This is a genomic window from Variovorax gossypii, assembly GCF_003965815.1.
GTDB classification, from domain to species: Bacteria; Pseudomonadota; Gammaproteobacteria; order Burkholderiales; family Burkholderiaceae_C; genus Variovorax; species Variovorax gossypii.
Window position 1 is genome coordinate 1,536,079 of the sequence record NZ_RXOE01000001.1, and the last position, 12,734, is coordinate 1,548,812.

Below are 12,734 nucleotides of genomic sequence, written 5' to 3' on the forward strand. Positions count from 1 at the left end.
CAGGCCGGCGGCGCAGCCTTCAGGCGCCGGCGACCTTCATGCGGTTCACCAGGACCGATCCGGTGGTCTTGGCGCCGAAAGTGTAGGCATCCGCCCCGATGGCTTCAATACCCAGCAGCATGTCCTTCAGGTTGCCGGCGATGGTGATCTCCTGCACCGGGAAGGCGATCTTGCCCTTCTCCACCCAGAAGCCGCTGGCGCCGCGCGAGTAGTCGCCGGTCACGTAGTTCACGCCCTGCCCCATCAGCTCGATCACGAACAGGCCGGTGCCCAGCTTGGCGAGCATCGCGTCGAGGTCGTCGGTGTGCTTCGTGAGGCGCGAGCTGAGCGTGAGGTTGTGCGAGCCGCCGGCGTTGCCGGTGGTCTTCATGCCCAGCTTGCGGGCCGAGTAGGTCGAGAGGAAATAGCCCTCCAGCCGGCCGGCGTCGACCACCTTGCGTGCCCGGGTGGTCACTCCTTCGTCGTCGAAGGGGGCGCTGCCCTTGCCGCGCAGCAGGTGCGGGTCTTCGGCCACGTCGACGTGCGCCGGCAGCACGGGTTTGCCCAGCGAATCGAGCAGGAAGGTGCTCTTGCGGTACAGCGACCCGCCGCTCACAGCCTGCACCAGCGAGCCCAGCAGGCCCACGGCAAGCGGCGACTCGAACAGCACCGGGCATTCGGTGGTCTTGATCTTGCGCGACTTCAGGCGGCTGAGCGCACGTTCGGCGGCGTAGCGGCCCACGGCCTGCGGGCTGGCCAGTTCGTCGGCCGAGCGCATGGAGCTGTACCAGGCGTCGCGCTGCATATCGTCGCCCTTGCCGGCGATGGGCGCCACCGAGATGGAATGCCGCGAACTGGCGTAGCCGCCCCTGAAGCCATGCGTGTGGGCGCTGAAGAAATGGCTCTGCTGGGCCGAGACGCCCGCGCCTTCGCTGTTGGTGATGCGCTTGTCGGTCGACAGGGCGGCCTCTTCGCATTCCAGGGCCAGCTTCGCGGCCTGCTCGCTGGTCACGTCCCAGGGGTGGAACAGGTCGAGTTCGGGCTGGACCTTGGCGATGTCTTCCTCGTCCGGCAGGCCGCTGACGGGGTCTTCGGCCGTGAAACGGGCGATGTCGTAGGCCGCCTGCACCGTCTGGGCGATGGCCGCCTCGGAGAAATCGGAGGTGCTGGCGTTGCCGCGGCGGTGGCCCACGTAGACCGTGACGCCCAGCGACTTGTCGCGGTTGCGCTCGACGTTTTCCAGCTCGCCCTTGCGCACCGAGACGCTCAGGCCGCAGCCCTCGGAGGCCTCGGCCCCAGCGTCGGTGGCACCGAGCTTTTTGGCATGCGCCAATGCGGTGTCGACCAGGTTTTCGAAGAAGGAGCGGCTGTAGGCGAAGCCGGAATCGGCGCGCGAGGAGGATGTCGTCATGTGGTGGCTATGATACTTGCGCCCCCCATTTCCGGTTTTCCCCAGCTTCCCGCCGTGCGTTGCAACGCTGCACGGCGCGGCCCAGAATCCATCCCATGTCCCGCAAACCCAAAAAAGGCTATTACGTCCGCGGCCATTTCGTGGCCGAAGGCAGCGAGCTCGACCTCGAGCTCAAGCGCGAGCTCAAGGGCTCCGACGACGCCAGCCGCACCGACCTCAAGCGCGAAAGCGAAGAACTGCAGAAGCTGGGCGCCGAACTGCTCACCCTGCGCGCCGGCCTGTTCGACGCGCTCCAGCTCGACGAAAAACTGGTCGAAGCCATCGCCGAGGCCAAGCGGATCACCAATTTCGAGGGCAAGCGCCGCCAGATGCAGTTCATCGGCAAGCTCATGCGCAAGCTGGAGCCCGAAGTGCTGGAAGCCGTGAAACAGGCCCTGACCGAGCAGAACACCGTGCCCGCGGCCGAAGTCGCCGCCCTGCACGAGGCCGAGCGCTGGCGCGACCGGCTGATTGCCGACGACGACGCACTCGGCGGCTGGATCGAAACCCACCCCGCCACCGATTCGCAGCAGCTGCGCGCCCTGGTCCGCCAGGCCCGCAAGGACATGAAGTCCGGCCCCGCCGGCGAGGCCCCCCGCCAGGGCAAGGCCTACCGCGAGATCTTCCAGCTGGTGCGCGCCCAGCTTGCTGTGCATGGCGGCGCCGACCATGCGGCAGCTGCCGCGGCACAGGACCGGGAAGAAGACGCATGAGCGAAGCCGGCACTTTCGACCCGGTGCGCATCGGCATCGTCTCCGTCAGCGACCGCGCCTCCAGCGGCGCCTACGAAGACAAGGGCCTGCCCTCGCTGAAAGAATGGCTGGGCCGGGCGCTGAAGAACCCCATTGAGTTCGAACCCCGCCTCATCCCCGACGAGGCCGAACGCATCAGCGCCACGCTGATCGAGCTGGTCGACGCCGGCTGTTCGCTGGTGCTGACCACCGGCGGCACCGGCCCCGCCTTACGCGACGTGACGCCCGAGGCCACGTTGGCCGTTGCGCACAAGGAAATGCCGGGCTTCGGCGAGCAGATGCGCCAGATCAGCCTGCGCTTCGTGCCCACCGCGATCCTCTCGCGCCAGGTGGCGGTGATCCGCGACAAGAGCCTGATCATCAACCTGCCCGGCCAGCCGAAGTCGATTGCCGAGACGCTCGAAGGGCTGAAGGACACCGAGGGCGTGCAGGTGGTGCCGGGCATCTTCGCGGCCGTGCCCTACTGCATCGACCTGATCGGCGGGCCCTACCTCGAGACGGACGACTCGGTCTGCAAGGCGTTCCGGCCGAAATCGGCCATCCGCGCCCGCTGAGGCTGCTTACTGGGCCTCGCGCCCCCTGGCTTCCACGTCCTTCAAGCAGGCGTTGATCGCCGCATTCGACGCGAGTTCGTAGCAGCGCGCGGCGGCTGCGCGCATCGCCTTCTGCTGCTCGTGGCGCTCCTGCGCGCTGTCGATCTGGTAGCTCATGAGCCACTTCATGGCGAAGGCGAGCACGATGCCGAAACCGATCGCGATGCCCACCACCGTCGACCGCCAGGTCCGCACGCGCGCGGCGGGAGGCGCCGCTGCGTAACCGACATCGAAGGCCATGGGCGGCTGCGCCGACGAGCCGCCGTGGACCCTGCGGCGCTGCGACGCGCGCGCCTCGGCCTTCGCTGGGGTGAAAGACTTGTTGTCGTAGCGGCTGCTGCTCATCGATCTGCATGCATGGGAAGGTAGTCCGGGCGCGATTGTCCAACACCCCGGCCCGGCAACCTGAAATGGCAGCCCCGGCGCTACTTCACCGGAATGAAGAACGGCACGCCCTTGTTCTTCACCATGGTCACGATGAACTTCGCCGGCTTCGTAGCGCTCGCGTTGCGTCCCACGGTATGGATGTCACCCGGGCCCTCGTAGAAGGTCTGGCCGGGCGTCAGCGTAACCTCCTGGCCACCCTTCACGCCCATCACGATGGAACCCTCGATCACGTAGACGAATGCGTGGGCGTCGTGGCGGTGGACGGGGTCGACCGAGCCAGGCGGAAAGTCCACGGCGAGCACGATGGCCTCCTTGCCGGGCATATCCGCCAGGTCCTTCGTGCTGAGCACGGTCACGGCGGCTTCGGGGGCTGCCGAGGTGGGCATCGCGGCGAATGCGCCGAGGGCGATGCCGAGCGGGATGCAGATGGTCTTGATGAGACGGGTCATGGCTGTCTGTCCTCCGCGCTCAGGCCGCCGCGCGCTGCGCCAGCCATTCGTCGAAGCGGATCGCCCCCAGGCGCGGACTGGCGCCGGGCGTCAGCGAGCGGTCGTCGAGGCGTACGCCGAAATAGCGGGCCCCAGGATCGGTCACGACCCTGCGCGTGTCGCCCGTCGCCTCGAAGAAGCGTCGCACCAGCGCATCGAGCGGAACGGCCTGCGGTCCGGCGATCTCGATCCGGCCGCGTGCCGGGAGCTCGGTCACGACTTCGGCGAGCGCCGCGGCGACGTCGTCGGCCGCCATCGGCTGGATGAGCGCGTCCGAAAGCCGCACAACGCCGTCCTGCACGCTGGACGCCGCGATGCCACCCACGAACTCGAAGAACTGCGTGGCCTGCACGATGGTGTAGGGCACGGGCGAAGCCTCGATCAGGTCTTCCTGGAGCTGCTTGGCGCGGAAGTAGCCGCTGTCGAGCAGGCGCTCGGTGCCGACCACCGACAGCGCGACGTGATGCGCCACGCCGGCCTCCACCTCGGCCGCGAGCAGATTGCGTCCCGAGGTCTCGAAGAAGTTGCGCACCGCCTCGTCCTCGAACGAGGGCGAGTTCGCCACGTCGACGACGACCCGGGCGCCCGCGAGCGCCTCCTTCAGGCCCTCGCCGGTGAGGGTGTTGACGCCCGTGGAGGGCGATGCGGCGTTGACGTCGTGGCCGGCCTGGCGCAGCCGTGCGGCGAGCCTGGAGCCGATGAGGCCGGAGCCTCCGATGATGACGATTTTCATGGTGATTCCTTGGTCGAGAAAGAGTGCGAAAGGAGCGCCCCCAATGGCCGCCCTCGCCTGCAAGACGTCCGGCCGCACGCGCCTGTGACAGCCGGATCGCTCTTTCTTCCAAAAAATCGGCCTCGAAACCTTTCCTAGGCCTTCGCCGCCCCGAAACCGTGCGTATCGGCCGCCAGCTCGCATGGCACCCGCTCGACCTGCACGGTCGAGTGGTGGATGTCGAAGCGCTCGGCCAGCATCGCGCGCAGTTGCTGCGTCAGCGGCGCCATGTCGCCGGTCTCCGGCGTGCACACCACGTGCACGCTCAGGCTCACCTTGCCACTCGACAGCGCCCACACATGCAGGTCGTGCAGGCTCGCAACGCCCGCGCTGCCCAGGAGCGCGCCCTCGACCGCCGGCAGGTCCACCTCGTCGGGCACGCCCTCGAGCAGCACGTTGAGGCTCTCGCGCAGCAGGCGCCAAGTGCGCGGCAGCACCCACAGCCCGATGGCCACGGCGATCACCGAGTCGACCCAGCCCCAGCCCGTGTAGCGGATGACGATGGCGCCGACGATCACGCCGATGGAGCCCAGCATGTCGGCCCACACCTCCAGGTACGCACCCTTCACGTTGAGGCTCTCGTCCTTGCCCGACGCCAGCAGCCGCATGCCGATGAGGTTGACCACCAGCCCGCCGGCGGCCACCAGCAGCATCATGGTCGACTGGATCTCGGCCGGCGCCGAGATGCGCCGGTAGGCCTCGTACAGCACATAGATCGCCACGAAGAACAGCAGCACCGCGTTCAGCACCGCCGCCAGGATCTCGAAGCGGTAGTAGCCGAAGGTGCGCCGCCTGTCGGCGGGCCGCTTGCCGATCCAGATGGCGGTCAGCGAGATCGCCAGCGCCACGGTGTCGGTGAACATGTGCGCGGCGTCGGACAGCAGCGCGAGGCTGCCCGACACCAGTCCGCCCACCACCTCGGCGACGAGATAGACCGAAGTCAGCAGCAGCGCCCAGCGCAGTGCCTTCTCGTTGCCGCCGGTGGCGTGCGAATGCTCATGTGCCATGGGAACCTCGCAGTGAAGGACCTGAAGGATCGAGCGGCGCGCCGTGGGCCTGCTCCCGCCCTTCCACCTGCGCCTCTTCTGCCTCTTCTTCGTCGCGCCGGTGCGCGATGCGGTAGAGCAGCGGGAGCACCAGCAGCGTCAGCGCGGTCGACGACAGGATACCGCCGATGACCACCGTGGCCAGCGGCCGCTGCACCTCGGCGCCGGTGCCGGTGGCGATGGCCATCGGCACGAAGCCCAGCGAGGCGACCAGCGCGGTCATCAGCACCGGGCGCAGGCGCGTGAGCGCGCCTTCGCGGATGGCGGCGTCCAACGGCAGGCCGCCCTCTCTCAGGTTGCGGATGAAGGAGATCATCACCAGCCCGTTGAGCACCGCCACGCCCGACAGCGCGATGAAGCCCACCGCCGCCGAGATCGACAGCGGAATGCCGCGCATCCACAGCGCCACGATGCCGCCCGTGAGCGCGAACGGAATGCCGGTGAACACCAGCAGCCCGTCCTTGATGTTGCCGAACATCGCGAACAGCAGCGTGAACACCAGCAGCAGCGACACCGGCACCACGATCTGCAGCCGCTGCGTGGCCGAGGCGAGGTTCTCGTACTGCCCGCCCCACACGGTCCAGTAGCCGGTGGGGATCTTCACGTTGCGCATGGCTTCCTCGGCCTCGGCCACGAAGGAGCCCAGGTCGCGCCCGCGCACGTTGGCGCTGACCACGATACGGCGCTTGCCGTCCTCGCGGCTCACCTGGTTGGGGCCCGGCGCGATGTCGAGCGTGGCCACCTCGCCCAGCGGAATGAAGCTGGTGCGCTGGCCTTCGGCGCCCGCGCCCTTGGGCAGGGCCACGGGCAGGCGCTTGATGGCTTCGAGGTCGGTGCGCAGGTTCTCGGGCAGCCGCACGATGATGTCGAAGCGCCGGTCGCCGTCGAACAGCGTGCCCGCCTCGCGCCCGCCGATGGCGGCGGAGATCGCGTCCTGCACGTCGCCCACGTTGAGGCCGTAGCGCGCGGTCTTGCTGCGGTCGATGTTCACCGTGAGCATCGGCAGGCCGGTGGTCTGCTCGACCTTCACCTCGGCCGCGCCGGAGATGCCGTTGAGCACGCCGGCCACTTCGGCCGCGGTCTTGTTCAGCACGTCCATGTCGTCGCCGAAGATCTTCACCGCCACGTCGCTGCGCACGCCGGAGATCAGCTCGTTGAAGCGAAGCTGGATCGGCTGGGAGAACTCGTAGTTGTTGCCCGGCAGCTTCTCGACTTCCTCCTGCACCGCCGCGAGCACCTCGGCGCGCGTGCGGCGCGGCTCGGGCCAGTCCTTCTCGGGCTTGAGCATGATGTAGCCGTCGGAGATGTTCGGCGGCATCGGATCGGACGCGATCTCCGCCGTGCCGGTGCGCGCGAACACGCGCTCGATCTCCGGAAACTTCTTCTTCAGCGTGCTTTCGAGCTGCTTCTGCATCTCTACCGACTGTGTGAGGCTGGTGCCCGGAATGCGCAGCGCCTGGATGGCGAAGTCGCCCTCGCTCAGGCTCGGCACGAACTCCGTGCCCAGGCGCGTGGCCAGCAGGCCCGACAGCACCACCGCCACGGCCGCGAAGGTGATGACCAGCGGCTTTGCCGACATCACGCGCGCCAGCAGAGGCTCGTAGGCGCGCTTGGCCCACAGCATCAGGCGGTTCTCCTTCTCGCTGACCTTGTTGCCGATGAACATCGCCACGGCAGCGGGGATGAAGGTGATCGACAGGATCATCGCGCCCAGCAGCGCGATCACCACGGTGAAGGCCATCGGGTGGAACAGCTTGCCCTCGACGCCCGTGAGCGCAAAGATCGGCAGGTACACGATCATGATGATCAGCTGGCCGAACAGCAGCGCGCGCCGCGCCTCCTGCGAGGCCGCGAACACCTCGTGGAAGCGTTCGCTGCGCGTGAGCGGCCGTCCCTTGTGGGCCTGCGCGTGAGCCAGCCTTCGCACGCAGTTCTCCACGATCACCACCGCCCCGTCGATGATGATGCCGAAGTCCAGCGCGCCCAGGCTCATGAGGTTGGCGCTGACCTTCTGGTTCACCATGCCGGTGAAGGTGAAGAGCATCGACAGCGGGATCACCAGCGCGGTGATGATGGCCGCGCGGATGTTGCCCAGGAACATGAACAGGATCGCGATGACCAGCACCGCGCCCTCGAACAGGTTCTTCTTCACCGTGGCGATGGCCTTGTCGACCAGCACCGTGCGGTCATACACCGTCACCGCCTTCACGCCGGCGGGCAGCGTGCGGTTGATCTCCTGCATCTTCTTGTCGACGGCCTGCGACACGGTGCGGCTGTTCTCGCCGATCAACATGAACACGGTGCCCAGCACCACCTCGCGGCCGTTGTCGGTGGCCGCGCCCGTGCGCAGCTCCTTGCCGATGCCGACCTCGGCCACGTCCTGCACGCGCAGCGGAATGCCGTTGGCGTTGCCGAGAATGACGTTGCCGATGTCCTCGGCCGACTTCACCTGCCCCGGCGCGCGGATGAGGTACTGCTCGCCGCGCTTCTCGATGTAGCCCGCGCCCACGTTGGCGTTGTTGCGCTCCAGCGCGAGCACGATGTCGCCCATGGTCAGCCCGTGGGCCAGCAGCTTGGCCGGGTCGGGCGCGATCTGGAACTCCTTGGCGAAGCCGCCGATGGAGTTGATCTCGGTCACGCCCGGCACGTTGCGCAACTGCGGCTTGATGATCCAGTCCTGTATCTCGCGCAGGTCAGTGGGCGAGTACGGCTTGCCATCGGCCTTCTTCGCGCCCTCTTCCGCCTCGACGGTCCAGAGGTAGATCTCGCCGAGGCCGGTGGAGATCGGCCCTATCACCGGCGAGATGCCGCGCGGCATGCTCTCGCGCGCGGACTGTATGCGCTCGTTGACGAGCTGCCGCGCGAAGTAGATGTCGGTGCCGTCCTTGAAGATCACCGTGACCTGCGAGAGGCCGTAGCGCGACAGCGAGCGCGTCTGCTGCAGGCCCGGCAGGCCGGCCATGACGGTCTCGATCGGATAGGTCACGCGCTGCTCGGTCTCCAGCGGAGAGTAGCCGGGCGCGGCGGTGTTGATCTGCACCTGCACGTTGGTGATGTCGGGCACGGCGTCGATGGGCAGCTTCTGGTAGCTGAAGATGCCCAGCGCCGCCATGCCGAACACGGCGAGCAGGACCAGCCAGCGCTGCTCGATGGAGAAGCGGATGATTCGTTCGAACATGCGGGCTTCCTCAGTGGGTGTGCGTGGCCGAGCTCTTGCCCTGCTGCGACTTCACGACGAAGCTGCCGCTGGCGGCATAGGCCGCGCCGGGCTTCAGCCCGCCGACGATCTCTATGCGCTTGCCGTCGCTGCGCCCGGTCTGCACGTGCTGCGGCAAAAAGCCGCCGGGTACGCGCAGGAACACGGTGGGCTTGTCTTCCACGGTCTGCACCGCGTCGGCCGCAACCGTCACGGGCGCCTCCGTCTCGGAGGCCACCAGCTCGACGTTCACGAACAGGCCCGGGCGCCAGATGCGCTCGGGGTTGGTCAGCGTGACGCGCGCGGTGGCGGTGCGCGTCTGCGCGCCGATCAGCGAGCCCACGTACGACACCTTGCCGGTCGCGGTCTGGTCGAAGGCGGTCGAGCGGATCTTCACCTGTTCGCCGATGCGCACCAGGTTCAGGTTGTTGGCGGCCACGCTGATCTCGGCCCACACGGTCGACAGGTCGGAGATGGTGAAGACGTTGACCGCCTCGCCCACCGATTCGCCGAGCGAGATGTGTTTTTCGACCACCATGCCGTCGAAGGGCGCCCGCAGCTCGTAGCGGCCCAGCGCCGACGAGGCGGGCGTGGCGCCCAGCGCCAGCAGCTTCTGGTTGGCGTTGGCCACGGCGATCTGCGCCTCCTGCATGGCCTGCTGGGCCTGCAGGTAGTCCTGCTGCGGCGAGATCTTTTCCTCCCACAGCTTCTTCTCGCGCTCGTGGGTGGTGCGGGCCAGCTCCAGCCGGCGCTGCGCCGCCTGCAGTTCGCTGCGCTGCTCCGAAAGCCCCGGGCTCGACAGCACCGCGAGCACCTGCCCGCGCTTGACCTCCTGGCCCAGATTGGCAGACACGCTGTCGACCACGCCCGCCACGCGCGGCACCACGTGGGCCGTGCGGTCCTCGTTGAACTTGATCTCGCCGGGCAGCTGCAGCGACAGCTTGATGCGCGCGGGGCCGGCGCTCTCGATGGCGATGTCGGAAGTCTTGATCTGCTCGTCGGTGAAGGCGATCTTCTCCTCGTCTTCCTTGTGCGCGGCGGACTCCTTCTTCGTCGCGTCCGCCGCCGCGGTCTTTTCGCCGCCCTTCTCCTTGCTTTCTTCCTTGCCTTCCTCGTGGTGCTCGTTGTCTGCATGCCCCTTGGCCTCGCCGTGGCTGTGGTCGTGGTCCTTGCCCTCTTCCTTGCCTTGCTTGCCGCCCTCCTCCTCGTGGTGCTCGCCGTCGCCATGGCCGGCAGCCTCCGAATGGCCGGCCGCCTCGGGCTTGGAGGGCGAGGTGCGCAGGATCATCGCGCCTGCGCCCACGCCCAGCGCGAGCACGGCCGCAATGGCAATCAACTGCTTCTTGCCGACACGCTCGGCGAAGGTCTTGCGTTCTTCTGTGTTCATGATCTGTGGAATTCCTTGCTTGCTTTTCAGCGCGCGACGGGCGCCGTCGCGGGAGAGATTTCGTCGCCTTCGTTGCCCAGCAGCCGGTCGAGGTCGCCGGCCGCGCGGTGCGCGTCGGCCAGCGCGAGCAGGTATTGCGCGCGCACCTGGAACAGCGTGCGCTGCGCATCGAGCGCTTCCAGGAAGCTGAACTTGCCAAGCTCGAAGCCCTTGGTGGCGGCCTTGTAGGCGCTCTCGGCACCGGGCAGCGCGTCCCGCTGCAGCGTCTCTGCAGTGGCATGCGCCGAGCGCAGGCGCTCGGTGGCCTGAGCCACGTCGGTGCCCAGCTGCAACTCGGCAACAGCGAGGTCGTCGCGCGCCTTTTCCTCGCGGCTCAGCGCCTCGGCGACGTTGCCCCGGTTGGTGTCGAAGATCGGCAGCGGCACGGAGAGGCCGACGACCACCTGGTTGCGCCGGCTGCTGCTGGTCTCGCCATCGGAGGCCGGCACGCGCTTGGCGCCGAGCGAGACGGTCACGTCGGGAATGCGGCGGGCCCGCTCCAGGTCGGACAGCGCCTTGCGCCGCTCGACCTCGAGCCGCGCCTGCCGCACCACGGGCGCCTCGGCCATGCGGCTGGCCACGTCCTGCGCCGAAGCCATCGCCGGCAACTGGTCGACCGCGCCATCCACCTGCGTGAAGCGGGGCACCGGGTTGCCCCACAGCGCGGCCAGTTGCTGGCGCGCCGAACGCAGCGTGCCCTCGGCCTGCATGAGCTCGACCCGGATGCCGGCCTCGGCCACGCGCGCCTTGGTTTCCTCCAGCGGCGAGACCTTGCCGGCCGCTACGCGGTTGGTCGCCGCGCGCGTGGCCGTCTGCGCGAGGCCCACGGAATCCTGCGCGAGCCGCAGGCGCTCCTGGGCGGTCAGCACGTCGAAGAAGGCGGTGACGGTGGCCGCGCGGATCTCGGCGCGGCGGCCGGCCAGCGCCGACGTGGCCTGGTCGCGGGCGCGCTCGGCCGCCGTCACCCGGGCCGTGCGCTTGCCGCCCAGCTCGATGGGCTGGCTCAGCTGCAGCGTGGTGGTGCGGTTGTCGCGGCGCAGGTCTTCGAGCTGCGCGTCGAGCGTGGGGTTGGGCCAGGCGCCGGCCTGGACGATGGCGGCCTCGGTGGCCTCCTGCTCGCGCAATGCGGAAGACAGGCCGGGGTTGGCCTGCAACGCCATCGCGGCGGCGCTGCGCAGGGTCAGCGGGCCCGCGGGCTCCTGCATGCGGGCCGCCGCGCCTGTCTGCGCGGCCTGTGAGTAACGGGGACCGGCTGAGGCCTGCGAGACCTGTGAAAAAGCCGGGGGCGCCGCCATGGCCAGCACGGCCAGCGGCACGAAGAGCGTGCGCATCGAATTCTCCTGGGTTGCGAAACAACGGACGGACGAATTCGGCGAGAGCTCGGCTAGCTGATGGTTGGTATCAGGAAGGGGTGGTGTTCTCTCGCCGAATCAGGAGGCGAGAGACCAGTCGGGACGGACCGGAACGTCGGAGACATGCGAGGCGAAACGCTCGTCGGGCGTTGCGCGCAGCGGCTGGGCCACGCGTGCGACGGATTCCAGCGGCTCGTCCAGCGCGTCGGCGTGCTGGGCATGGCCGAAATGGCAGACCGCGCAATCGCCGACGACGGCATTGGGCTGGGTGCTGGAGTTCTTCTGCGCGCCTTCGCCGCTGTGGCTGCGGTCGGTGCCGCGCGTCTCGCTTTCGTGATGGCCCCAGTGGTCGGGCCGCGTGTCGCGCTCATGCTGGCAGTACGCCGATGCCGACGCCCAGCTGAACTGGAACGGCAGCAGGACGAGCATGAAGATGAGGAACCAGCGGCGCATGGAGGCAAAAAGTATATCGGCGGCCCCTGTCGGGCCCTCCGGCAATGGCCCTGCGAACAGCAGGCCCGGCGCAATGTATGACGCCCGGGCGGGGCTTTGTCCGTCAATAGGATTACCAAAACGTAACCCGCGTATCGAAAGTGCTTCGATACCATCGCGCAATGCGAATCCTTGTCATCGAAGACGAGCCCAAGCTGGGCGACTACCTCAAGAAGGGCCTGGAGGAGAACGGCTACGTCGTCGACATCGCCCGCGACGGCATCGAGGGGAAGTACCTCGCCACCGAGGGCGAATACGCGCTGATCCTGCTCGACGTGATGCTGCCCGGCATCGACGGCTTTGCCGTGCTGCAGGCCATACGGCGCACCAAAAACGTGCCTGTGCTGGTTCTCACGGCGCGCGACAAGGTCGAGGACCGCGTTCAGGGGCTGCAGCAGGGCGCGGACGACTACCTCGTCAAGCCCTTCTCCTTCTCCGAGCTGCTGGCGCGCGTGCAGGCCCTGCTGCGCCGGGGCAAGCCGCAGGAATCCACCGTGCTGCGGCTGGCCGACCTGGAGGTCGACCTCGTCAGCCGCAAGTGCGTGCGCAACCGCACGCGGCTGGACCTCACGGCCAAGGAGTTCACGCTGCTGCTGGTGCTGCTGCGTAGGCGCGGGCAGATCCTTTCGCGTACCACGCTCGCCGAGCAGGTGTGGGACATGAACTTCGACAGCGACACCAACGTGGTGGAAGTGGCCATCCGGCGCCTGCGCAGCAAGCTCGACGATCCGTTCGAGGTGAAGCTGCTGCACACCGTGCGCGGCATGGGCTACGTCCTGGAAGACCGCTCCTGGGCATGAC

The 12,734-nt window shown here is 68.2% G+C and carries 12 protein-coding genes; 3 read left to right on the plus strand and 9 right to left on the minus strand.

Annotated features, from left to right (window positions below; all coding sequences use genetic code 11):
• Positions 1-19: 19 nt before the first annotated feature.
• Positions 20-1,390: a metalloprotease PmbA gene (gene pmbA / locus EJP69_RS07210; protein WP_093300687.1), complete on the minus strand. Its 1,371-nt coding sequence runs from the start codon at positions 1,388-1,390 to the stop codon at positions 20-22.
• A gap of 95 nt (positions 1,391-1,485) precedes the next feature.
• Between pmbA and yjgA the strand changes: the two genes are divergently transcribed.
• On the plus strand, positions 1,486-2,142 hold the full coding sequence (gene yjgA / locus EJP69_RS07215; RefSeq protein WP_093204698.1) for a ribosome biogenesis factor YjgA: 657 nt from the start codon (positions 1,486-1,488) through the stop codon (positions 2,140-2,142).
• Positions 2,139-2,735 (plus strand): molybdopterin adenylyltransferase, encoded by a 597-nt coding sequence (mog, locus tag EJP69_RS07220; RefSeq protein WP_126469180.1) that lies wholly within the window; start codon positions 2,139-2,141, stop codon positions 2,733-2,735. The genes yjgA and mog overlap by 4 nt, the downstream gene beginning before the upstream one ends.
• A gap of 6 nt (positions 2,736-2,741) precedes the next feature.
• Here mog and EJP69_RS07225 read toward each other — a convergent pair whose 3' ends face one another.
• The 8 genes from EJP69_RS07225 to czcI all read right to left on the minus strand — a co-directional run bounded on the left by EJP69_RS07225 (position 2,742) and on the right by czcI (position 11,894).
• A complete protein-coding gene (locus EJP69_RS07225; RefSeq protein ID WP_126469181.1) occupies positions 2,742-3,119 on the minus strand; it encodes a hypothetical protein in 378 nt (125 codons plus the stop codon).
• An 80-nt stretch (positions 3,120-3,199) separates the two neighbouring features.
• Positions 3,200-3,610 carry a cupin domain-containing protein gene (locus EJP69_RS07230; RefSeq protein WP_093204691.1) on the minus strand — a complete coding sequence of 137 codons (411 nt, stop codon included), beginning with the start codon at positions 3,608-3,610 and terminating at the stop codon, positions 3,200-3,202.
• A 19-nt stretch (positions 3,611-3,629) separates the two neighbouring features.
• On the minus strand, positions 3,630-4,382 hold the full coding sequence (locus tag EJP69_RS07235; RefSeq protein WP_093300693.1) for an SDR family oxidoreductase: 753 nt from the start codon (positions 4,380-4,382) through the stop codon (positions 3,630-3,632).
• A 134-nt stretch (positions 4,383-4,516) separates the two neighbouring features.
• Entirely contained in the window at positions 4,517-5,428 is a 912-nt protein-coding gene (locus EJP69_RS07240) for a cation diffusion facilitator family transporter (RefSeq protein WP_126469182.1), read from the minus strand.
• Entirely contained in the window at positions 5,418-8,645 is a 3,228-nt protein-coding gene (locus tag EJP69_RS07245) for a CusA/CzcA family heavy metal efflux RND transporter (RefSeq protein WP_126469183.1), read from the minus strand. The genes EJP69_RS07240 and EJP69_RS07245 overlap by 11 nt, the downstream gene beginning before the upstream one ends.
• 10 nt (positions 8,646-8,655) lie before the next feature.
• Entirely contained in the window at positions 8,656-10,050 is a 1,395-nt protein-coding gene (locus EJP69_RS07250; protein WP_126469184.1) for an efflux RND transporter periplasmic adaptor subunit, read from the minus strand.
• A gap of 26 nt (positions 10,051-10,076) precedes the next feature.
• Positions 10,077-11,420: a TolC family protein gene (locus EJP69_RS07255; RefSeq protein ID WP_126469185.1), complete on the minus strand. Its 1,344-nt coding sequence runs from the start codon at positions 11,418-11,420 to the stop codon at positions 10,077-10,079.
• Between the two features lie 99 nt (positions 11,421-11,519).
• Positions 11,520-11,894, minus strand: coding sequence for a cation efflux protein, CzcI family (czcI, locus tag EJP69_RS07260; protein WP_093300700.1), 375 nt, complete (start codon positions 11,892-11,894; stop codon positions 11,520-11,522).
• 161 nt (positions 11,895-12,055) lie between these two features.
• Between czcI and EJP69_RS07265 the strand changes: the two genes are divergently transcribed.
• Complete coding sequence (locus EJP69_RS07265; protein WP_093204673.1) at positions 12,056-12,733, plus strand: heavy metal response regulator transcription factor; 678 nt, start codon at positions 12,056-12,058, stop codon at positions 12,731-12,733.
• Position 12,734: the final 1 nt, after the last annotated feature.